Origin of the sequence: Roseicyclus persicicus, from assembly GCF_012395815.1 — a bacterium.
Taxonomy (GTDB): domain Bacteria; phylum Pseudomonadota; class Alphaproteobacteria; order Rhodobacterales; family Rhodobacteraceae; genus Roseicyclus; species Roseicyclus persicicus.
Window position 1 is genome coordinate 298,503 of sequence record NZ_JAAZQQ010000003.1, and the last position, 21,043, is coordinate 319,545.

23 protein-coding genes are annotated in these 21,043 nt (G+C 71.0%); 13 read left to right on the forward strand and 10 right to left on the reverse strand.

Annotated elements, in window-relative coordinates; translation table 11 throughout:
* The first annotated feature begins 4 nt into the window (after window positions 1-4).
* Entirely contained in the window at window positions 5-1,054 is a 1,050-nt protein-coding gene (locus HCU73_RS11285; protein WP_168623558.1) for a 2Fe-2S iron-sulfur cluster-binding protein, read from the forward strand.
* A gap of 68 nt (window positions 1,055-1,122) precedes the next feature.
* Here the strand turns inward: HCU73_RS11285 and HCU73_RS11290 are convergent, their stop codons facing one another.
* Complete coding sequence (locus tag HCU73_RS11290; protein WP_168623559.1) at window positions 1,123-1,848, reverse strand: class II aldolase and adducin N-terminal domain-containing protein; 726 nt, start codon at window positions 1,846-1,848, stop codon at window positions 1,123-1,125.
* Between the two features lie 60 nt (window positions 1,849-1,908).
* Here HCU73_RS11290 and HCU73_RS11295 point away from each other — a divergent pair, with 60 nt between their 5' ends.
* Entirely contained in the window at window positions 1,909-2,076 is a 168-nt protein-coding gene (locus HCU73_RS11295) for a hypothetical protein (RefSeq protein ID WP_168623560.1), read from the forward strand.
* Window positions 2,064-2,969, forward strand: coding sequence for a LysR family transcriptional regulator (locus HCU73_RS11300; RefSeq protein WP_168623561.1), 906 nt, complete (start codon window positions 2,064-2,066; stop codon window positions 2,967-2,969). Before HCU73_RS11295 ends, HCU73_RS11300 begins: the two co-directional genes overlap by 13 nt.
* A 126-nt stretch (window positions 2,970-3,095) precedes the next feature.
* Here the strand turns inward: HCU73_RS11300 and HCU73_RS11305 are convergent, their stop codons facing one another.
* The 3 genes from HCU73_RS11305 to HCU73_RS11315 are packed head-to-tail and all read right to left on the reverse strand — an operon-like array spanning window position 3,096 to window position 5,507.
* Window positions 3,096-4,049, reverse strand: coding sequence for an OmpA family protein (locus HCU73_RS11305; RefSeq protein ID WP_168623562.1), 954 nt, complete (start codon window positions 4,047-4,049; stop codon window positions 3,096-3,098).
* Window positions 4,050-4,056: 7 nt separating this feature from the next.
* The gene (locus HCU73_RS11310) at window positions 4,057-4,782 is read right to left on the reverse strand and encodes a GNAT family N-acetyltransferase (protein ID WP_168623563.1); all 726 of its coding nucleotides are present in this window, start codon (window positions 4,780-4,782) and stop codon (window positions 4,057-4,059) included.
* On the reverse strand, window positions 4,779-5,507 hold the full coding sequence (locus tag HCU73_RS11315) for a competence/damage-inducible protein A (RefSeq protein ID WP_168623564.1): 729 nt from the start codon (window positions 5,505-5,507) through the stop codon (window positions 4,779-4,781). Before HCU73_RS11315 ends, HCU73_RS11310 begins: the two co-directional genes overlap by 4 nt.
* 48 nt (window positions 5,508-5,555) lie before the next feature.
* Here HCU73_RS11315 and sfsA point away from each other — a divergent pair, with 48 nt between their 5' ends.
* Both sfsA and map read left to right on the forward strand, forming a co-directional pair.
* Window positions 5,556-6,305, forward strand: coding sequence for a DNA/RNA nuclease SfsA (gene sfsA / locus HCU73_RS11320; RefSeq protein WP_168623565.1), 750 nt, complete (start codon window positions 5,556-5,558; stop codon window positions 6,303-6,305).
* Window positions 6,306-6,366: 61 nt separating this feature from the next.
* Window positions 6,367-7,176 carry a type I methionyl aminopeptidase gene (gene map, locus HCU73_RS11325; RefSeq protein WP_420853581.1) on the forward strand — a complete coding sequence of 270 codons (810 nt, stop codon included), beginning with the start codon at window positions 6,367-6,369 and terminating at the stop codon, window positions 7,174-7,176.
* 6 nt (window positions 7,177-7,182) lie between these two features.
* Here the strand turns inward: map and HCU73_RS11330 are convergent, their stop codons facing one another.
* The 3 genes from HCU73_RS11330 to secA all read right to left on the reverse strand — a co-directional run bounded on the left by HCU73_RS11330 (window position 7,183) and on the right by secA (window position 12,589).
* The gene (locus HCU73_RS11330; RefSeq protein ID WP_338052087.1) at window positions 7,183-8,664 is read right to left on the reverse strand and encodes a phosphate ABC transporter substrate-binding/OmpA family protein; all 1,482 of its coding nucleotides are present in this window, start codon (window positions 8,662-8,664) and stop codon (window positions 7,183-7,185) included.
* Window positions 8,665-8,761: 97 nt separating this feature from the next.
* On the reverse strand, window positions 8,762-9,757 hold the full coding sequence (locus tag HCU73_RS11335) for a hypothetical protein (RefSeq protein ID WP_168623568.1): 996 nt from the start codon (window positions 9,755-9,757) through the stop codon (window positions 8,762-8,764).
* A gap of 120 nt (window positions 9,758-9,877) precedes the next feature.
* The gene (secA, locus tag HCU73_RS11340) at window positions 9,878-12,589 is read right to left on the reverse strand and encodes a preprotein translocase subunit SecA (RefSeq protein ID WP_168623569.1); all 2,712 of its coding nucleotides are present in this window, start codon (window positions 12,587-12,589) and stop codon (window positions 9,878-9,880) included.
* Window positions 12,590-12,812: 223 nt separating this feature from the next.
* Between secA and HCU73_RS11345 the strand changes: the two genes are divergently transcribed.
* The 4 genes from HCU73_RS11345 to HCU73_RS18840 all read left to right on the forward strand — a co-directional run bounded on the left by HCU73_RS11345 (window position 12,813) and on the right by HCU73_RS18840 (window position 15,672).
* Window positions 12,813-13,652: a peptidylprolyl isomerase gene (locus HCU73_RS11345; protein ID WP_168623570.1), complete on the forward strand. Its 840-nt coding sequence runs from the start codon at window positions 12,813-12,815 to the stop codon at window positions 13,650-13,652.
* 25 nt (window positions 13,653-13,677) lie between these two features.
* Window positions 13,678-15,009 carry a bifunctional glutamate N-acetyltransferase/amino-acid acetyltransferase ArgJ gene (gene argJ / locus HCU73_RS11350; RefSeq protein ID WP_168623571.1) on the forward strand — a complete coding sequence of 444 codons (1,332 nt, stop codon included), beginning with the start codon at window positions 13,678-13,680 and terminating at the stop codon, window positions 15,007-15,009.
* On the forward strand, window positions 15,006-15,404 hold the full coding sequence (gene mutT / locus HCU73_RS11355) for an 8-oxo-dGTP diphosphatase MutT (protein ID WP_168623572.1): 399 nt from the start codon (window positions 15,006-15,008) through the stop codon (window positions 15,402-15,404). Before argJ ends, mutT begins: the two co-directional genes overlap by 4 nt.
* 133 nt (window positions 15,405-15,537) lie before the next feature.
* Window positions 15,538-15,672, forward strand: a complete 135-nt coding sequence (locus HCU73_RS18840; RefSeq protein WP_275403034.1) for a hypothetical protein — start codon at window positions 15,538-15,540, stop codon at window positions 15,670-15,672.
* A 4-nt stretch (window positions 15,673-15,676) separates the two neighbouring features.
* Here the strand turns inward: HCU73_RS18840 and hemH are convergent, their stop codons facing one another.
* Window positions 15,677-16,744, reverse strand: coding sequence for a ferrochelatase (gene hemH, locus HCU73_RS11360; protein ID WP_420853582.1), 1,068 nt, complete (start codon window positions 16,742-16,744; stop codon window positions 15,677-15,679).
* 20 nt (window positions 16,745-16,764) lie between these two features.
* Window positions 16,765-17,628, reverse strand: a complete 864-nt coding sequence (locus HCU73_RS11365; RefSeq protein WP_168623574.1) for a methyltransferase domain-containing protein — start codon at window positions 17,626-17,628, stop codon at window positions 16,765-16,767.
* A gap of 47 nt (window positions 17,629-17,675) precedes the next feature.
* On the opposite strand from HCU73_RS11365, the gene HCU73_RS11370 reads away from it, so the two are divergent.
* The 3 genes from HCU73_RS11370 to HCU73_RS11380 are packed head-to-tail and all read left to right on the forward strand — an operon-like array spanning window position 17,676 to window position 19,200.
* Complete coding sequence (locus HCU73_RS11370) at window positions 17,676-18,401, forward strand: double zinc ribbon domain-containing protein (RefSeq protein WP_168623575.1); 726 nt, start codon at window positions 17,676-17,678, stop codon at window positions 18,399-18,401.
* Window positions 18,402-18,436: 35 nt separating this feature from the next.
* Entirely contained in the window at window positions 18,437-18,697 is a 261-nt protein-coding gene (grxC, locus tag HCU73_RS11375) for a glutaredoxin 3 (protein ID WP_168623576.1), read from the forward strand.
* 59 nt (window positions 18,698-18,756) lie between these two features.
* Window positions 18,757-19,200 (forward strand): MarR family winged helix-turn-helix transcriptional regulator, encoded by a 444-nt coding sequence (locus HCU73_RS11380; RefSeq protein WP_168623577.1) that lies wholly within the window; start codon window positions 18,757-18,759, stop codon window positions 19,198-19,200.
* A gap of 33 nt (window positions 19,201-19,233) precedes the next feature.
* Here HCU73_RS11380 and ubiG read toward each other — a convergent pair whose 3' ends face one another.
* A complete protein-coding gene (ubiG, locus tag HCU73_RS11385) occupies window positions 19,234-19,980 on the reverse strand; it encodes a bifunctional 2-polyprenyl-6-hydroxyphenol methylase/3-demethylubiquinol 3-O-methyltransferase UbiG (RefSeq protein ID WP_168623578.1) in 747 nt (248 codons plus the stop codon).
* Between the two features lie 70 nt (window positions 19,981-20,050).
* Between ubiG and pip the strand changes: the two genes are divergently transcribed.
* On the forward strand, window positions 20,051-21,040 hold the full coding sequence (gene pip, locus HCU73_RS11390) for a prolyl aminopeptidase (RefSeq protein WP_168623579.1): 990 nt from the start codon (window positions 20,051-20,053) through the stop codon (window positions 21,038-21,040).
* Window positions 21,041-21,043: the final 3 nt, after the last annotated feature.

Here is a 21,043-nt window from a genome sequence, read left to right on the forward strand (position 1 = left end):
GGCCATGTTCCACGAGCTGACCGTGGCGGAGGTGCGGCCCGAGGGGCCCGAGGCGGTGGCGATCCGGCTGGCGGTGCCCGAGGCGCTGCGCGACGCCTTTGCCTTCGCGCCAGGGCAATACCTGACGCTGCGGGCCGAGGTGGGGGGCGTGGACACGCGGCGGTCCTATTCCATCGCCTCCCTGCCCGGCGAGGGGCTGTGGGTGGGAGTGAAGCATGTGCCGGGCGGCGTGTTCTCGGGCCATGCGCAGGGGCTGAAACCGGGCGACCGGCTGCAGGTGATGCCGCCCGAGGGGCGGTTCACCGATCCGGGCTGCGGGCGGCTGGTGCTGGTGGCGGCGGGGTCGGGGATCACGCCGATGGTGGCGCTGGCGGGTGCGGCGTTGGCGCGGGGGGCGGAGGTGACGCTGGTCTACGGCAACCGGCGCAGCGGGACGATCATGTTCCGCGAGGCGCTGGAGCGGCTGAAGGACCGCTACATGGACCGCTTCACGCTGGTGCATGTGCTGAGCCGGGAGGAGCAGGACGTGGCGCTGCTGAACGGGCGCGTGGACGGGGACAAGATCGCTCGGCTGGCGCGGGCGGGGGTGGTGGACCTGGCCGGGGCGGACGGCGTGTTCCTGTGCGGGCCGGGGGAGATGATCGACGCGGTGGAGGCGGCCTGCCTGTCGCTGGGCGTCGACCGGGCGCGGATCCACCACGAACGCTTCTACATGGACGGCGAGGCGCCCCGCGCCCCGCGCTCGGCCGCGGCCGAGGCGGCGATGGCGCAGGGAGTGGCGGTCGAGGTGGTGCTGGACGGCGCGCGGCGCGGCTTCGTGATGGGGGCGGGCGACGACACCGTGCTGGAGGCCGCCGAGCGGCAGGGGGTGGAGCTGCCCTATTCCTGCCGGGGCGGCATGTGCTGCACCTGCCGTTGCCGGGTGACCGTGGGGCGGGCCGAGATGGCGGTGAACTGGTCGCTGGAGCCCTGGGAGCTGGAGGCGGGGTTCGTGCTGGCCTGCCAGGCGCGGCCGGTGACCGAGCGGCTGGCGCTGGATTTCGACGCGGCCTGACGGCCCGGCGCGCCGGGGGGGCGGGCCGGGCTTGCGTATTTTCGGAAAGATGAAGCGCCGACAGACGGTTACTGGACGTAGTCCGGGGCCTCTGCATCCAGAACGGCGCGCATGCCGCGCAGGAAATCGGCCTCGGCCTGGGCATCGCCCTCCTGCTGGCGGGCGGTCAGCTCGGCGACCTCGGGCGACAGCTCGCGCAGGGGGCGGCCGGTCTGCAGCGCCAGTATGTAGGTGCGGGCGGCGCGCTCGAAGTAGTACATCCGCATGAAGGTCTCGGCGACGGTCTCGCCGATGAACAGGACGCCGTGGTTGCCCATGATCATGGTGCGCACCGAGGGGTCCTGGAACAGGCGGGCGCAGCGGGTGCCCTCCTCCTCCAGCGCGAGGCCGCCGTAATCCTCGTCGACGACCTGGCGGTTGTAGAACATGGCCGAGGACTGGTCGATCGGGGGCAGGCGCGAGTCGGCGAGGCTGGCCAGCACGGTCGCGTAGGTCGAATGCACATGCATCGCGCAGCGGGCGTGGGGCACGTGGCGGTGCAGGCTGGCGTGCAGGCCCCAGGCGGTGGGGTCGGGGGCGTCCTCGCCGCGGGCGCTGTCGGGGTCGGTCGCGTCGATCACCCAGAGGTCCGAGGCGCGGATGCGGCTGAAATGCTTGCGCGGGTTGATCAGGAACTGCGTCCCGTCGGCGTTGACCGCCATCGAGAAGTGGTTGGCGACGCCTTCATGCATCCCCTCGCGGGCGGTCAGGCGGAAGGCGGCGGCCAGCTCCGCGCGGGTGTCGGCATGATCCATCGGAAGGCCCTTTCGGTGATGCTGCGGCGGCACACTAGACCGGCGCCCGGGCCCGCGTCCATGGACGTTTCCGGCCCGGCCGGCCGCGGGGAAATTGGTGAGGCGACACGAACGATCCGCCGAATTACCCGGCTTTGGCCCGGTGACCTCCCCAATCGCGCCGCATTTGCCGGCGACAAGAACGGCATCGAAAAGACCGAGCAGGTGGCAGAGACATGGATCGTCTGACCGAAATGGAAGCCTTCGCCATGGTCGTGGACCAGGGCGGCTTCACGGATGCAGCGAAGAAGATGGGGATCTCCAAGTCCGCCGTCTCCAAGCATGTCTCGAGCCTCGAGGCGCGGCTTGGCGCCCGGCTGCTCAACCGCACGACGCGCCGCGTCAGCCCGACGGAGATCGGGCTGGCCTATTACGACCGCGCCCGCCGGGTGCTGAACGACGCGGGCGAGGCCGACGCGCTGGTCACCGCGATGCAGTCGGCGCCCTCGGGCACGCTGCGGGTGTCGGTGGCCACGGATTTCGGCGTGAACCACGTGTCGCCGATCCTGGGGCGGTTCCTGCACGAATACCCCGAGGTCACCGTGAACATGGTGCTCAACAACCGCTACGTGGAGCTGATCTCGGAAGGCTTCGACATGGCGATCCGGGTCGGTGAGCTGGAGGATTCGAGCCTGCGCGCGCGCAAGATCTGCGAGACCCAGCGCCGGATGATCGCGGCGCCGTCCTACTTCGCGAAATACGGGCGCCCCGAACGGATCGACGACCTGAACGAGCACAAGCTCCTGCATTATTCCAACAACGCCAACGCGAACGTCTGGAAGATCACGGCGCCGTCGGGCGAGCAGCGCCAGGTGCGCACCGGCGGCTGGCTGACGGTGAACGACGGGCAGTCGCTCCTGAACGCGGCGATCGGGGGGCTGGGCATCGCCTACTTGCCGAGCTTCCTCTACGCCGAGCCGATGCGCGCGGGGCTGGTCGAGGACGTGATCCCGGACCTGCCCGTGGAGATCCAGGGCGTCTACGCGATCTACCCGCCGGGCCGCTACACCCAGCCCAAGGTGCGCGCCTTCATCGATTTCCTGGTGGACACCTTCAAGGACAAGGGTCCGACCGACTGGTGACCGCCCCCCGCGCCGGCCCCCGCCGGTGCCCCCCGAGTTTCCCTGTTGCCGTGCCTGCGCCCGTTTCTGTTCCGGGCGCACATCCTGTGCCCGGGTCGGCCCTGTGCCGGTCCGGGCGCTTTTTTCTCAGTCGGAGACCAGCACCACCTCGACCCGGCGGTTGGCCTCGCGCCCCGCGGGGCTGGTGTTCGCGGCGCGCGGCGACAGGTAGCCGACGCCCGCGGCCTCGATCCGGGCCGGGTCCGCGCCGGCCTCGGCGACCAGCCAGTCGCGCACCGCGGCGGCGCGGGCGCGGCTGAGCTCGATGTTGGCCTCCAGCGACCCCTCGGCGTCGGTGTGGCCGACCAGGACGATGCGGCGGTCCGGGTCCTCGGCCAGCCAGGCGGCGAGCGTGACGAGGCTTTCGTAGCGGGCCTCCGACAGCGCCGAGGCGCCGGTGCCGAACTGAAGATCGTCCAGCACCGCGTGCCCCGTGCCCACGAGCCGCTCGACCAGCCCCTCGTCCGGGTCGGCCCCGTTCTGGCGGCTGGAGGGGGTCACCTCGCCCGGCAGCGCGCCCGCCGGCGTCATCCGGGCAAGATGGGCATACCCGAGCCGCCCGCCGTGGGACACGGTCAGGGCCACGTGCTCTTGGCCTTCGGGCGTGGAGCGGCTGGCGGCCAGGTAGTGGAAATTCCCGAGGTCGACATGCATCTCGGGCCCCTCGGCGATGGGCAGCGCGTAGCGGAAATCGAACCCGCCGCAGTCGCGGGCGGCGCAGGCCAGGTCGATCGCGTAGCCCTGCGCGGCCAGCTGGTCGCGCAACAGGCCCACCAGCAGCGCGGGGTCGCCCATCTCGCCGGGGATCTGCCAGATCTCTTCCGACAGGTCGCCGGACAGGGCCAGCGCGGGCACCTGCGCCCCGTCGAAGACCCCGGTGGCGATGTGGACGCCGCTGGCCGGCGCGCTGCGCGTCACGACGCGCTCGGCGCCTTCGGGCCAGGCCAGGTCGAGGGCGGTGGCGGGCAGCGCCAGGGCCAGCGGAAGAAGCGACAGGCAGAGGCTGCGGGAGAGGCGCGGCCAGCGGCCGGGATGCGTCATGGGCGCGTCAGGGGGTCTGGGATCGGTAGTGGTACTGTCCCACAGAGCGGAACCCCAGGGAAGCGTAAAGGCCCCGCGCCGGCCGGTTTCCGCTGGTCACCAGGACGGCGACGGTGCCGGCGCCGGCGCCCCGCGCCCAGTCGGCGGCGGCGCGCATCATGGTCGCGGCCAGACCCTTGCGGCGGTGGGCGGGCAGCACCTCGAGCGCGTGGAGCATGGCCACGCCGTCGTGGATCGCGGCAAAGGCGGTGCCGGCCGGCTTGTCGTCGGTGCGGCCGAAGAAGCTCATCTTCGGCCCCTTGGCGCGGTCCATGACGGCCAGCCGCCCGGGGCCGATGCCGCCCGCGGCCCAGATCTCGGCCTGGATCGCCAGCGGCGGCCAGGTGGAAAAGCAGGTGACGGGCGGCGGCGGCGCGGCGAGGTCGGCGGCGGGCATGACCATGGCTTGCGTTTCGTCGCGGAGGGTGAGGCCGCGCCCGGCGAGGCGGGCGTCGAGCGGCGCCTGGTGGTCCAGCACCATGAACAGCGGCGGCTGGCCCAGGTCGGCGAGCGCCGCAAGTGCGGCGTCGATGTCGGCCTCGGAGGCGTCGGTCGCGGCGGGGTCGGCCAGCCGCGCGGCGCTGACCCGCTGGCCGCCGCCCGCGCCCTCGGCCACCGTGAAGGCCCCCGCGGCGCGGGTCGAGGCCGGGGGCCAGGTCGCGGCGATGACGGGGGCGAGGTCGGCGAGGGTCATGCCGGGTCGGGGAAGAGCCGCGACAGCTCGGCCATCACCCCATCGATGGCGGCCCCGTCCTGGCTGCGGACCACGACGTTGGAGCCCTGCGCGCCGTTCAGGGTGAAGGGGTAGGACCCGATCGACACCTCGGGGTGGGCGGCGGCGACGCGGCCCAGCGCCTCGGCGATCTCGCCCTCGGGCCACAGCACCCGCAGCGACTGCGACAGGAGCGGCGGGCCGCCGGTCAGCCGGGGCAGCACGCTGGCCACCATCGCCTCGAAGATCGAGGGTACGCCGGCCATGACGTGGACGTTGCCGAGGCTGAAGCCCGGCGCGGCGGACACCGGGTTGTCGATCAGGGCCGCCCCGTCGGGGATGCGCGCCATGCGCAGGCGGGCGGCGTTCAGCTCCTGCCCGCGGGCGTCGTAATGGGCCTGCAGGATCGCGCGGGCGTCGGCGCGCACGTCGATGGCGGCGCCCATGGCGTCGGCCACGGCGTCGGCGGTGATGTCGTCGTGGGTCGGCCCGATCCCGCCCGAGGTAAAGACATGGTCGTAGGCGGCAGACAGGCTCTGCACGGCCTGTTTGATCCTGTCATGGATGTCGGGCACGACGCGCGCCTCGGCCAGCCGGATGCCGTGGTCTGTCAGCGCCCGGGCGAGGAAATGCATGTTCGAATCTCGGGTCCGGCCCGACAGGATCTCGTCTCCGATCACCAGCATCGCGGCGGTGGGGGTCTGCATCGGCGCCTCGCTTGTCCTTCGCTGCCGGTTCGGTATAGGCCCGCGCCCATGCGGTTTCCAACCCCCCTCGTCCCCGCGACGCTGATCCGGCGCTACAAGCGCTTCCTCGCCGACATCGTGCTGGCGGACGGGCGCGAGGTGACGGCCCATTGCCCCAACCCCGGCGCGATGCTGGGGCTGGCCGAACCGGGTGCGCGGATCTGGGTCGAACCCAACGACGACCCGAAGAAGAAGCTGGGCTACGGCTGGCGGCTGGTGGAGCTGCCGGGCGGGCACATGGCCGGCATCGACGCGGGTGCGCCGAACCGGATCGTGGCCGAGGCGCTGGGCGCGGGCGGCATCCCGGCGCTGGCGGGCTACGGCACGATCCGGCCCGAGCAGCGCTATGGCACCAACAGCCGGATCGATTTCCTGCTGTCCGAACCCGGCCGGCCCGACGCCTATGTCGAGGTCAAGAACGTGCATCTGCGCCGCGACGGCGACTGGGCCGAGTTCCCCGACTGCGTCACCGCGCGGGGCGCCAAGCACCTGGCCGAGCTGTCGCGCATCGCCGCCGCCGGGGGGCGGGCGGTGATGCTCTACCTCGTGCAGCGCACCGATTGTGGGCGGTTCCGGCTTGCCCCCGACCTCGACCCGGCCTATGCCGCCGCCTTCGACGCCGCCCGCGCAGCCGGGGTGGAGATGCTGTGCCACGGCACGCGCATCACCGCCGAGGGGGTCTGGCTCGACCGCGCGCTGCCGGTCGACCCCGGCCCGCAGGCGGCCGCCGCCGCCGCGCGGCGCGCAAGGGGCAGTTGACTGGAATTTGTCGCATGATGCGACTAGGTTAGACACGAGCATGCCACCGGAGGTCCAGCACTTGGACGACTTCAAGGGCCGTCTCACCAAGGACGGCATCCGCATCCACAACCCCGAGGACTTCGCCGGGATGCACCGCGCGGGGCAGGTCGCCGCGCGCATCCTCGACGCGGTGGCGCCGCTGGTGTTCCCCGGCCAGACGACCGAGGCCATCGACGCCGCCATCGAGCGCATGGTGACCGAGGCCGGCGCGACCTCGGCCACGATCGGCTACCGCGGCTACCAGCACGCGTCCTGCATCAGCGTGAACCACGTGGTCTGCCACGGCATCCCCGGGCCCAAGGTGTTGAAGGACGGCGATATCCTGAACGTGGACGTGACGGTGATCGTCGACGGCTGGTTCGGAGACACCAGCCGGATGTACGTGGCCGGCAAGCTGGGCCGCAAGGCCGAACGGCTGATCGAGGTCACCCATGACGCCCTGTTCAAGGGCATCGAGGCCGTGCGCCCCGGCAACACCTTCGGCGACATCGGCTGTGCCATCCAGAGCTTCGTCGAGGCGCAGCGCATGTCGGTGGTGCGGGATTTCTGCGGCCACGGGCTGGGGCAGGTGTTCCACGCTCCGCCGAACGTGCTGCATTACGGGCGCGCCGGCACCGGGCCGGTGCTGGAGGAAGGCATGTTCTTCACCATCGAGCCGATGGTGAACCTCGGCCGGCCCGAGACCAAGGTGCTGGCCGACGACTGGACGGCGGTGACCCGCGACAAGAGCCTGTCGGCCCAGTTCGAGCATTCGGTGGGGGTGACGGCCACGGGCTGCGAGATCTTCACCCTGTCGCCCGCGGGCAAGTTCCACCCGACCTGGGACTGAGGCCCGTCAGTCCAGCCAGACCTCGACCCGGCGGTTGACGGCGCGGCCCCAGTCGCTGTCGTCGCAGGCCATGGGCATCGCCTCGCCGAAGGCATCGACGTCCAGCGTGACGCGGTCGGGGTCGGCGGCCTCGGCCGCGGCCAGAACGGCGGCGCGCACCGTCTCGGCGCGGCGGAGCGACAGGCGCAGGTTCACCTCGGCCCGGCCCCCGCCGTCGGAAAAGCCCACGAAGACCAGCCGCCGCCCGTCGAAGGCGCCCTGTTCGATCGCCGCGGCCAGCCGGGCCACGGAGGCGCGCGACTGCGCGTCGAGGTCGACCGACCCGTCGGCAAAGCGGAAGGTGGCGGACAGCCGTTCCGCGTGCCCGAGCGTCTCGACCAGGCGCTGCAGCTCGGCCAGCGGCACCTCCTCGCCGGCCGCGGCCACCGCGTTGGCCAGCCGCGTGCCCTGCAACGCCAGCGGCGTGCGCGTGAGGCTCTGGTTCACGTAGCCCGCCTCGGCGACCACGCGCTCGGCGGCCTCGGTCTCGGTCCAGGCGAGGAAATCGCGCACCAGCTGCGGCAGGCGGCGGGGGGCGAGGTAGAGATAGACTGGCGCCGTGAGCGGGTAGTCCTCGGCCTTGACCGCGTTGGGGTCGGCGCCTTGGCTGAAACCGCAGGCGCCGGCAAGCGGCAGGCTGCGGGTTGTGCCGCGCGCCGATTGCGCCGTCACGCCAAGGGCATAGGCATCGCGCGCCACCGCCGTCGCCAGCGCCAGCGCGCTGGCATGGGTGGTGATCCCGGCGGCCGGCTCGCGCGGGGCGCCGCCCAGCACGGCGGTTGCGAAGGTCTGCGCCAGCCCCAGCTCGGGCTCCAGCAGGTGCAGCGCGACCGGCGCGTCGGGCCCGCCCAGCGCCTGCCAGTTGTCGATCTCGCCGGTGTAGATCGCCGCCAGCTCGGCCTGCGACAGCGCGTCGACCGGGTTCTGCGGCGCGACCACCGGCACCAGCGCGTCGAGCCCGATCACCCGCACCCGGCGGATCAGCGGCGGGTCGTCCGGCGCACCGGCGCGGTCGGCGCGGCGCTCGGCCTCGGTGGGGGCGCGGAGCGTCAGGGCCAGGTCGGTGTCGCCGTTCAGCAACGCGAGGAAGCCGCTGTCGCTGGTGCCCGGCGCCACGACCACACGCGCCGCGGTCGACCCGTCGCGGCGGGTGAGCGCGTAGACCAGCCCCTCGCCCGTCGTCTCGGGCCCCGCCAGCGCCATGCCCCGGTCCTGCGCGAAGCCGGCCAGCAGCGCGGGCAGGAGCCCCTCGGCCACCGTCGCCTCGCCCGCGATCCGCGCCTCGGCCACGAAGCTGGACAGGTCGGGGCAGCCCGGCCCGGCGCAGCTGACGCCCTCGGCGGCGACGGTCAGGCGGCCATAGGCCGAGTCGAGCTGGTAATAGGCCCCGTCGAAGGCGACGAGGTTGCCCTCGAGCGTCACCGTGCCGTCGAGCGACCGCAGTTCCACGTCCTGCGCAGGGGCAGGGGCGGGAACCGGGACAAGAAAAAGGGCGGCGATCAGGGCCGCCCTGACGGGCACTGGCATGGGGCTGCGCGGCGGGGCTTCAGTTGCCGGCGAGTCTCAGGTCGTCGAAGAGATTTTGCAACACCAGATAGTCGCCGACCGCGTCGCAGCCGGGCAGGGTGAGGCGGATCTCCTGCGTCTCGACCGCGCCGTCGCGGAGCCGCAGGCTCTGGGCGCGGACCGGCTGGCCGCAGCTGGCCGAGGTGACGGGGATGTCGACCGAGAGCGCCAGCGCGCCGGCGACGGCGACGGGGTAGGTGTAGACCTGTGCGATGCGCGGGGCCTCCACCGTTGGGTCGCCGAGGCGGGTCAGCACGCCGCCGGTGCCGGCCGTCACCAGGGTCACGTCGCCGGGGGCGTCCTGCCAGACATGGCCGGGGGCGCCGAAGGCGGCGTCGTTCTCGAAGGCGTGCAGTTCGATCGCGCGGTCCTCCTCCCAGGCGACGGCGACGCGGCCGATGCCGCCGAGGTCGGGCACCGGCACCAGCGCCATGCCGAGGGTTTCGTCGGCGAGGCGCACGGTAAAGATGGCGGGGGCCTCAAGCGCGGGCACGTCGAGCGTGAGCAGGCCCATGGCGTCGGTCGCGGCGGCGAAGGTCAAGCCGGCGTGTTCGACCTCGACCCGCATGCCGGGGCGGCAGGGGTCCATCACGTCGAGCGCCACCATGGCGCCGGGCATCGCCGTGCCGGCGACCTCGAGGCCGCAGGGCAGGCCCAGGGGGCTGCGGGCGATGTCGGTCGCGGGCGCGGCCTGCGGCGCCGCGTCGGGCAAGGGGGCGGGCACCGGCGCGCCGGCGGCGACCGGCAGGGCCGGCGGCATCGGGGCCGAGGCGGGCAGCCGCACGCCGGCAGTGTCTGCCGTCAGCGGCAGGGCGGGCGCGGCCGGCGGCTGGTCCGGCGCGGGCTGGGCCACCTGTGCCGGGGCGGCGGGGCGCGATGCGGCCCCGATCAGCCCCATGTTGAGCGCGGCGGCCAGCCCCGATCCGGCGAGGACGGCCAGCGCGCTGGCGCGGAGAATGGTCTGGCGAACGGGCATGGCTTTCGGCCTCGCATCTGTCGGGACGCGATGAGCCTGCGCGCCGAATGGGGCGAAAGCGCGGAGAAATCGGGCAGTCTTGGGGACAATCCGCGCGGTTTCGGCGGATTGTCCGTCAGGTCATGCGAGGCGGCCGTGGCAGTGCTTGAACTTCTTGCCCGAGCCGCAGGGGCAGGCGTCGTTCCGGCCCGGGTTGCCCCAGGTGGCCGGGTCGCTCTCGTCGAAGCCCTCGCGGCGCTCGCCGGGGGTCTCGACCGCGGTCTCGGCGGCCTCGGTGGCGAGGTCGGCCTGGCGCTGGGCGGCCTGCTGCTGCGCCTGCAGCTGGCGGATCAGCTGCTCCTGCTGCTCCTGCGTCAGCGGCTGGATGCGCGCCAGCTTGGAGGTCACGTCGGTGCGCAGCCCGTCCAGCATCGACTCGAACAGCTGGAACGCCTCGGTCTTGTACTCGTTAAGCGGGTCGCGCTGGGCGTAGCCGCGGAAGCCCACGACCGAGCGCAGGTGTTCCAGCGTCAGCAGGTGGTCGCGCCATTTCTGGTCGATGGTCTGCAGGAGCACCTGCTTCTCGATCGACCGCATCTGGTCGGCGCCGAACTGCGCCGCCTTGGAGGCCATGTATTCGTCGGCGGCCGTTTCCAGCCGTTCGCGCACGACCTCCTGGTCGACGCCGTCCTCGGCGGCCCAGTCGGCCAGCGGCACGGCGACGCCCAGCGTCTCGCGCACGGCCTTGTCCATCGCCTCGATCTCCCACTGGTCGGCGTAGGATTTCGGCGGCATGTAGGTGTCGACCAGGTCCTCGATGACCTGGTGGCGCATGTCGCGGGCGACCTCGGCGATGTCCTCGGCGCCCATGACCTCGCGGCGCTGCTCGAAGATCACCTTGCGCTGGTCGTTCATCACGTCGTCGAACTTGAGCAGCTGCTTGCGGATGTCGAAGTTGCGCCCCTCGACCTTGGCCTGCGCGCGCTCGAGGCTCTTGTTCACCCAGGGGTGCACGATGGCCTCGCCTTCCTTCATCCCCAGCGTGGACAGCATCTTGTCGAGCTTCTCCGACCCGAAGATGCGCATCAGGTCGTCTTCCAGCGACAGGAAGAAGGACGACCGCCCCGGGTCGCCCTGCCGGCCCGAGCGGCCGCGCAGCTGGTTGTCGATGCGGCGGCTTTCGTGGCGTTCGGTGGCCAGCACGTAGAGGCCGCCGGCCTGCTTGACCTTTTCCTCGTCGGCCTTGTGTTCTTCCTCGATCCGGGCGCGGATCGCGGCGTGGTCGCCCTCGGGGTCCGCGGCGATGGCCTCCATGATCTTGAACTCGACGTTGCCGCCCAGCTTGATGTCGGTGCCGCGGCCGGCCATGTTCGTGGCGATGGTCACGGCGCCCAGCTTGCCGGCGTCGGCGACGATCTGCGCCTCCTGCTCGTGCTGGCGCGCGTTCAGGATGTTGTGGGGCAGCTTGGCCTTTTCCAGCATCCGGCCCAGCATCTCGGATTTCTCGATCGACGTGGTGCCGACCAGCACCGGCTGGCCCTTTTCATGCGCCTCGCGGATGGCGGCCACGATGGCCTCGTATTTTTCCTTGCCGGTGCGGTAGACCTGGTCGTCCTCGTCGATCCGCGCGACTGGCAGGTTGGTGGGGATCTCGACCACGCCGAGGCCATAGATCGCCATGAATTCCTCGGCCTCGGTGGCCGCGGTGCCGGTCATGCCGGACAGCTTGGCGTAGAGGCGGAAGTAGTTCTGGAAGGTGACGGACGCCAGCGTCACGTTCTCGGGCTGGATCTTGCAGCCCTCCTTGGCCTCGATGGCCTGGTGAAGACCGTCCGACAGGCGGCGGCCCGGCATCATGCGGCCGGTGAACTCGTCGACCAGCACCACCTCGCCCGAGCGCACGATGTACTGCTGGTCCTTGTGGAACAGCTTGTGGGCGCGCAGCGCGTTGGTCACGTGGTGGACGATGGTGGTGGATTCCGGGTCGTAGAGGCTCTGCCCCTCGGGCAGCAGGCCCATCTCGTGCAGGCGATCCTCGAGGAAATCGTTGCCCTCATCGGTGAAGGTCGCGTTGCGCGCCTTCTCGTCGAGGGTGAAATGCTCGTCGGTGATCCCGGGGATCACGCGGTCGATGGCGATGTAGAGCTCGGAGCGGTCCTGCGTCGGGCCCGAGATGATGAGCGGCGTCCGCGCCTCGTCGATCAGGATACTGTCGACCTCGTCGACGATGGCGAAGTTGTGCCCGCGCTGCGCCATTTCCTCGAGGCTCGCGCGCATGTTGTCGCGCAGGTAGTCGAAGCCGAGCTCGTTGTTGGTGGCGTAGGTGATGTCGGCGGCGTAGGCCCGCCGCTTCTCGTCGTCGGGCTGGCGCGGGTAGACCACGCCGGTGGTCAGGCCCAGCGCGGTGTAGACCTTGCCCATCCAGTCGGCGTCGCGCTTGGCCAGGTAGTCGTTCACCGTGACGATGTGCACGCCCTTGCCGGTCAGCGCGTTCAGGTAGGCCGGGAAGGTCGCCACCAGCGTCTTGCCCTCGCCGGTCTTCATCTCGGCGATGTTGCCCTGGTGCAGGAAGATGCCGCCGATCAGCTGCACGTCGTGGGCGCGCAGGCCCAGCGCGCGCCGGGCGGCCTCGCGGCAGTTGGCGAAGGCTTCGGGCAGCAGCGCGTCGAGCGTCTCGCCGTTCTGGACCCGGGCGCGCAGCTCGGCCGTCTTGGCGACGATCTCGGTGTCGGACTTGGCCTTGTACTCGGGCTCGAGGGCGTTGATCTGGGCGACGAGGGGCCGGACCGCCTTGACCTTGCGGTCGTTCGGACTGCCGAAGACCTTTTTCGCCAGCGTACCCAATCCGAGCATGTGAAGCGCCTTTTTGTGGTGGCCCCCTTGCGCGGAGCATCGCGCGGGCCTGGGACTCTCAACCGATCGTGTGGGGCATCCGGGTTGTTCGGCCCCTCTTGGCGGTCTATCAACGCGGCAGCAGGCCAGGGCCCCGATGCGATCCGTCAAGCGACATAAGGGGCCGCCCAAACCGTGTCAACGCGGGCAGGACCACCCGCGCCAGAGGAAAAAGGACGCATCCATGAAGAAGTATCTCGCCGGGGTCGCTCTGTCGGCCCTGCTCGCCATGCCCGCCACGGCGCAGGAGGACGTGACCGCCGCGACCGTGCTGGCCACGGTGAACGGCACCGAGATCACGCTGGGCCACGTCATCGCCATGGTGCAGATGCTGCCGCCGCAATACCAGGAACTGCCGGACAACGTGCTGCTGGACGGGCTGCTGGAGCAGCTGGTGCAGCAGGAGGTGCTGGCCTCGGTCGCCGAGGGCGACATCGGCACCCGCGAGCGGCTGGGCCTGGAGAACGAGCGCCGCGCCTTCCTGGCCGCGATGCTGCTGGACGAGGTCGGCATGGCGCCGGTCTCCGACGAGGACCTGCAGGCGGAATACGACGCCCAGTACGGCAGCCTGGGGCCGATCACGGAATACAACGCCAGCCACATCCTGCTGGAAACCGAGGAAGAGGCGCAGGCCGTCATCGCCGAGCTGGCCGAGGGCGCCGATTTCGCGGAACTGGCGCAGGAACGCTCGATCGGGCCGTCGGGCCCCAACGGCGGGCAGCTGGGCTGGTTCACCGCGGGCATGATGGTGCCGGATTTCGAGGCGGCGGTCTTTGCGCTGGAGGTCGGCGAGGTGTCGGCGCCGGTGCAGACGCAGTTCGGCTGGCATGTCGTGGTCCTGAACGACACCCGCGAGCAGGAGCCCCCGGGCCTCGACCAGGTCCGCGCCGAGCTGGAGGACGGCCTGCGCCGCGCCCGCGTCGATGCCGCGATCCAGGAGCTGACGGCCGCGGCCACGGTCGAGCGGCCCGAGATTCAGGTTGACCCGTCGGTCATCCGGAACTTGGATCTGCTCGCCGATTGAGGCGATCGTCAGGGGAAGCACGGTGATGGCGAAGGACGAGAAGAAGAAGAAGTCCAAGGACAAGGACAAGAAGGGCAAGAAGGCCAAGGCCGCCAAGCCCGCGGGCAAGGCGCCGCTGAAGGTCTCGCCGCTTGCGCCCGCGTCCTTCCCCGACCTGCCGGTGATCGCCGGCGTCCGCTTCGCCGCCGGCGAGGCGGGGGTGCGTTACCAGAACCGCACCGACGTGATGCTGGCCGAGATCTCGGCCGGCGCCACGATGGCCGGTGTCTTCACCCGGTCGGCCACCCGGTCGGCCGCGGTGCTGGACGGGCAGGCCAAGCTAGCCGCGTTGCCGGGCAAGTCGAAGAAGGGGTTCGCCATCGTGGTGAACTCGGGCAACGCCAACACCTTCACCGGGTCGCGCGGCGCCGCGGACGTCGCGGTCATCTGCGAGGCGGCGGCGGCGGCGCTCAAGATCCCGGCGACGCATGTGTTCACCTCGTCCACCGGCGTGATCGGCGAGCCGCTGCCGGCGGAAAAGATCACCGCGATCCTGCCGGTGCTGGCCGACGGGTTGGACGAGGCCAAGGCCGCGGTCGCGGCGCGCGCCATCATGACCACCGACACCTTCCCCAAGGGGGCGGTGGCCGAGCTGGAGATCGGCGGCAAGCCGGTCAGGATCGCGGGCTTCGCCAAGGGCTCGGGCATGATCGCGCCCGACATGGCGACGATGCTGGGCTACATCTTCACCGATGCCGCCGTCACGCAGGACGCGCTGCAGGCGATGCTGTCGGCGGCGACGAAGCGCAGCTTCAACGCGGTGACGGTGGACAGCGACACCTCGACCTCGGACACCGTGCTGCTGGCCGCGACCGGCCGGGCGAACCACGCGCCGATCGCATCGGCGCGGTCGGCCGAGGGCCGGGCCTTCGCCGCGGCGCTGGGCGCGGTGATGCAGGACCTTGCGTTGCAGATCGTGCGCGACGGCGAGGGCGCGACCAAGCTGGTCGAGGTGCAGGTGACCGGCGCCAAGACGGCCCGCGACGCGGATCGCGTGGCCCGCGCCATCGCCAATTCGCCGCTGGTCAAGACCGCCATCGCCGGCGAGGACCCGAACTGGGGCCGCATCGTCATGGCGGTGGGCAAGTCGGGCGCGGCCGCCGACAGGGACACGCTGACCATCCGCTTCGGCGACCTCGTGGTGGCGGAAAAGGGCTGGCGCTCGGAGAGCTACTCCGAGGCGGCCTGCGCCGCCTACATGAAGGGGCAGGAGCTGGTGATCGGCGTCGACCTCGGCCTCGGCCGCGGCGCGGCGACCGTCTGGACCTGCGACCTGACCCACGCCTACATCGACATCAACGCGGATTACCGGTCTTGAAGGTCATTCTCGTGTCGGCCGTCGCGCTCATCGACCGCGACGGCCGGGTGCTTCTGGCGCAGCGGCCCGAGGGGAAATCCATGGCCGGCCTCTGGGAGTTTCCCGGCGGCAAGGTCGAACCCGGCGAGACGCCCGAACAGGCGCTGATCCGCGAACTGCACGAGGAGCTGGGCATCGGCACCTGGGCCTCCTGCCTCGCGCCGCTGACCTTCGCCAGCCACAGCTACGACGATTTCCACCTGCTGATGCCGCTGTTCGCCTGCCGCAAGTGGGAGGGCATTCCGCAGGCGAAGGAGGGGCAGCGACTCGCCTGGGCGCGGGCCGGCGAGTTGCGCGACTACCCGATGCCGCCGGCCGACATCCCGCTGATTCCGATCCTGCGCGACTGGCTCTGAACCCGCGCGCGCGGGATTGTTAAAAGTTTGCACGACATTTGAGCGACAAAACGGCCGTTGCGCATCTTTTCTGCGTGATTTCGGAAGCGGAACGGCTATCTTCCCCTCATCGGTCCAATCGGGGGATGTGGCTGTGCTGGCGACCATCATTCTGGGCACCTGCGTGTCCGTTCAGGGTCTCTTCGTGAAGCGGAATGCGAACGGCACCGTGACCGTCCGCGTGGGCGACCTGGTCTACACCGGCCGCCCCGCCAACATCGCCGCCTGACGCCTCAGTCCAGCCAGCCCTTCAGGTTCTGTTCGACCACCGCGGCCAGCGCGTCGATGTGCGCCGCGTCGTCGTTCAGGCAGGGGATGTAGGTGAATTCCTCGCCGCCGGCGTCCTCGAAGCTTTCCTTGATCTCCTCGTTGATCTCCTCGAGGGTCTCGATGCAGTCGGCGGAAAACGCGGGGGCGACCACGGCGATGCGCTTCTTGCCCTGCTCGGCCAGCCGGGCGACCTCCTCCACCGTGTAGGGCTTCAGCCATTCCTCGGGCCCGAAGCGGCTCTGGAAGGTGGTCACGATCTCGGTCTTGTCCCAGCCCAGCCGCTCGCGCAGCAGGCGCGTCGTCTTCTGGCACTGGCAATGGTAGGGGTCGCCTTCCATCAGGTAGCGCTTGGGCACGCCGTGGTAGCTGGCCACCAGCACGTCCGGCCGGTTCTCCAGCCCCGCATAGGCGCGCTCGACCGACTGGGCCAGCGCCTCGATGTAGAGCGGGTTCTCGTAGTAGGGCTCGACCGTACGCACGATCGGCTGCCACTTGATGTTCTCGAGGCTGCGGAAGAACTGGTCGCAGGCCGTGGCCGAGGTGGCGCCGGCGTATTGCGGATACAGCGGGAAGAACAGGATCTTGGTGCAGCCCTTGGCGACCAGCTCGTCGACCTTGGACTTGGTCGAGGGGTTGCCATAGCGCATGCAGAAATCGACGATCACGTCGTCGCCGTAGCGGTCGGCCATGCGCTCGGCCATCAGGCGCGTCTGCGCCTTGGTGATGGTCATCAGCGGGCTTTCGTTCAGCTCCTCGTTCCAGATCGACTTGTAGTTCGCGCCCGACGAGAACGGCCGCTTGGTCAGGATGATGAGTTGCAGCAGCGGCTGCCAGATCCACGGGCTGTAGTCGATGACCCGCCGGTCCGACAGGAACTCGTTCAGGTACCGCCGCATCGGCCAGTAGCTGTAGTGATCCGGGGTGCCGAGGTTGGCCAGCAGGATGCCGACCTTGCCGAACTTCACCCTGGGGTGATCGGCGGGCGCGTAGGGCAGGTCGGTCGCGGGCGTGGCGGCGGTCGTCTCGGACATCATGTTCATCTTTGGCGGCCTCAATCGTCGGACGGGTGTAGGACCGGACGGGCGGTCTCGTCAAATTCCTTGGTACCCAGCGCGTCCGCCAGCCGCGCCGCGGCGCTGCCGGGGCGGAGGGGTTTTTGCTGGCTCTCGTGCGGGGCCCAGCCCGAGAGGAAGATCATCTCGAACGTGGCGCGGATGCGGGCGGGGTCGTCGGCGGCGGGGAACCGCGCGGCGTAGATCTCGGCCATGCGCAGGAACAGCCGCCGCGTCGCGGGCGCGCGGTGGCGGGCGTCAAGCGCGTTGGTCTCGCCCATGGCGCGCAGGTCGGCCATGAGCGCGAAGGCGTTGGCATAGGTCACGGTTTTCGGCAGCCGGTCGGCCACGGGCAGCGACAGGCCGGCGCGTTGCAGGAGCGCGCCCATGTCGCGGATCTCGGCCATCGGCGCGACGCGGGGGGACAGGCCGCCCGCGACCTCGGTCTCGGCCTCGGCCAGCGCTGCGCGGAGTTCCGCCAGCGTCTCGCCGCCGAAGGCCACCGACAGGAACAGCCCGTCGGGGCAGAGCGCGCGGCGGCATTGCACGACCTGCCCCACCGGGTCGTCGGCCCAGTGCAGCGCCATCGCGTGGACGACAAGGTCATGGGCGCCGGGCGACAGGTCCAGCACCTCGTCGGGCGCGACCATCTTCGCGCCGGGGACCAGATCGGCCCAGGCGGCGGGAAAGGGCGTCACCACGGCGGGGGACGTAAACCTTCTGTTAACGTCGATCAGCCTTTCCTGAAGCTCGGCCTTCGCCTCGTCGTGCAGGAAGCCGGCGTCGTCCAGCCGGGCGCGCGACCGGGCCCGCGCAAGGCGGTCGGGGTCCACGAGGCGGGGCTGTGGGCTGGCTTGGGGCACGGGGTCGCCTGTCCTGTCGCTGACCCGGGGCTACTTAGGGGACGGGGATGAGATTGCAAACATTGGTCCGCGCGGTGTTTCCCCCCGAATGCCTGTGCTGCGGCGCGCGGGTGGAAAGCGAGTTCGGCCTCTGCGGGGCGTGCTGGGGCGAAACCCCCTTCATCTTCGGGGCGGCCTGCGACCTTTGCGGGGTCGGCCTGCCGGGGCAGAGCGCGGGGGCCGAGCGGCTGATCTGCGAGGAGTGTCATGGCGTCGCACGGCCCTGGGCCCATGGCCGGGCGGTGCTGCACTACGCGGGCAACGGGCGGTCGCTGGTGCTGGGCCTCAAGCACGGCGACCGCGCCGAGGTGGCGCGCGCGGCGGGCCCCTGGATGGCGCGGGCGGGGGCCGACCTGCTGGCGGCGCGGCCCCTGATCGTGCCGGTGCCGCTGCACTGGAGGCGGCTGGCCACCCGACGGTTCAACCAGGCGGCGCTCCTGGCGCGCGCGCTGGCCGAGGCGTCGGGCTGCGACTGGGCGCCCGACGCCCTGATCCGGCCGCGCTCCACCGGGAACCAGGATGGCCGCGACCGCGAGGGGCGGTTCCGCAACGTCGACGCGGCGATCCGGGCGCACCCGCGGCGCGGCGCGGTGCTCAAGGGGCGGCGGGTGCTGCTGGTCGACGACGTGATGACCTCGGGCGCGACCTTTTCCGCGGCGGCGCAGGCCTGCCATGCGGCGGGCGCAGATGAGGTTTGCGTGATGGCACTGGCGCGGGTGGCGCGCGATGTCTAAGTCTGCGTCCTGCGCGACAGATGAGGACCCGCCCGATGCCGACCGTCGAAATCTACACCTCGCCCCTCTGCGGCTACTGCCACGCGGCCAAGCGCCTGCTGGCCGACAAGGGCGTGACCTACACCGAATACGACGTCGCCCGCGACCCGGCCAAGCGGCAGGAAATGATGGCGCGCGCGAACGGCCGCCACACCGTGCCCCAGATCTTCATCGGCCCGACCCATGTCGGCGGCTACGACGACATGGCCGCGCTCGACCGGGCCGGCAAGCTCGACCCGCTTTTGACCACGGTCTGAACGGCTTGCGACCCTTCGCCCCTTGCCCTGCGCGGGCCGGGGGTGTCCTACTGCCCGGCATGGCAGCCCCCGAGGATCCGCTTTCCGTCGCGCTCTTCAGCGAGATGTTCATGGCCGACCATCTGGCCCGGAACCGGCTGAGCCGTGCGCTGCCCAAGGGCATGGAACTGAGCCATTTTTCGGTGCTGAACCACCTCGCCTCGGCGACCGAGGAAAAGACCCCGGCGCAGCTGGCGCGGGTGTTCCACGTGACGCGGGGGGCGATGACCAACACGCTGAACCGGCTGGAATGGGCGGGCTACATCCATGTCCGCCCCGACTGGGACGACGCCCGCCGCAAGATGGTGTCGATCAGCCCCGCGGGCCGGCGCGCGCGCGAGGCCGCGCTGTCGGCGATCGCGCCGATCCTGTCGGACACGGTGCGCGAGATCGGCGCCGACCGGGTGCGCGCGGCCCTGCCGGTGATCCGCGAGATGCGGCTGCGGCTGGAGAACGAGGGCTGAGGCGCCGCCGCGGGTGCAGCGCCCGGCCCCGGCTCAGGCCCGCTTGACCGAGGCGGTGACGTAGTTCACCGACAGGTCCCGGTCCGAGATCGACCAGGTCCAGGTCAGCTTGTTGAACACGAAGCCCTTGCGGTCCACCGGCTCCAGCCCGGCGGTGCGGATCAGGCCGTAGAGCTCGTCGGGGGTGATGAACTTGGCCCACTCATGGGTGCCCTTGGGCAGCCAGCGCATCACGTATTCCGCCCCGATGATCGCCATCAGGTAGCTTTTCGGGTTGCGGTTGATGGTGGAGCAGATCATCAGCCCGCCCGGTTTAAGGAGCTGTTGGCAGGCGGTCAGGTAGGCCTGCGGGTCGGACACGTGCTCGACCACCTCCATGTTCAGCACCACGTCGAACTGTTCGCCCGCCTCGGCCAGCGCCTCGGCGGTGGTGTGGCGGTAGTCGATGGTCAGCCCCGACTGCGCGGCATGGATCTGGGCCACCGGGATGTTGCGGGGGGCGGCGTCGGCGCCCACGACCTCGGCGCCCAGCCGCGCCATCGGCTCGGACAGGAGGCCGCCGCCGCAGCCGATGTCGAGCAGGCGCAGGCCCTCGAACGGTCTCGGCGCGGTGAGGTCGCGGCCGAATTCGGCGGCGATCTGGCGGGTGATGTAGTCGAGCCGGGTGGGGTTCAGCATGTGCAGCGGCTTGAACTTGCCGTTGGGATTCCACCACTCGGCCGCCATCGCCTCGAACTTGGCGATCTCGCCCGCGTCGACGGTAAGATTGACCTGTGCCATGGCATATCCCCTCGCATTCTGTCACTGTGCAGCCGTGCAGGCCGCGTCTTGCGGTCTATATAGGAGCGGCATGGACAAGTTCTCCGGCCAAAAGCGCGCAGCCGCGCACCTGTTCCCGCCGATCGACCCTTTCGACCAGCGGATGCTGGACGTTGGCGACGGGCACCACCTGTACGTGGAACAGTGCGGCAACCCCGACGGCGCGGCGGTCGTGGTGCTGCATGGCGGGCCGGGCGGGGGCTGCAGCCCCGCGATGCGGCGCTACTTCGACCCGGCGCAGTGGCGGATCGTCCTGTTCGACCAGCGCGGCTGCGGGCGGTCGCGGCCCCATGCCAACGTGCGGGCGAATACCACCTGGCACCTGGTGGCCGACATCGAGCGCATCCGCAACACGCTCGGCATCGAGCGCTGGGCGGTGTTCGGCGGCAGCTGGGGCGCGACGCTGGGGCTGATCTACGCAGAGACGCACCCCGACCGGGTGGCCTACCTGGCGCTGCGCGGCGTGTTCCTGTCGATGCAGCGCGAGCTCGACTGGTTCTACGGCGGCGGGGCGGGGCAGTTCTGGCCCGACCAGTGGGGCCGCTTCTGCGCGCTGATCCCCGAGGAGGAGCGCGGCGACCTGATCGCGGCCTACAACCGGCGCCTGTTCTCGGGCGACCTGATGGTCGAGACGCGCTATGCCCGCGCCTGGGCCGCCTGGGAGAACGCGCTGGCCTCGATGGACAGCGACGGCGGCGGCGGCGAGAGCCCGGCGGAATACGCCCGCGCCTTCGCCCGGCTGGAGAACCACTATTTCCTGAACAAGGGCTTCCTCGAGGAGGACGGCCAGATCCTGCGCGACCTCTACCGCATCGCGCAGGTGCCCGGCACCATCGTGCAGGGGCGCTACGACATGATCTGCCCGCCCCTGTCGGCGCACAAGCTGCTGGCCGGCTGGCCCGCGGGGCGGCTGCACATGATCAAGGCGGCCGGCCACGCCCTGTCGGAGCCCGGCATCAGCCAGGAGCTGGTGCGCGTGATGGGCCAGGTGGGCGAGAAACGGGACCGGTACGGGCTTTAGTTT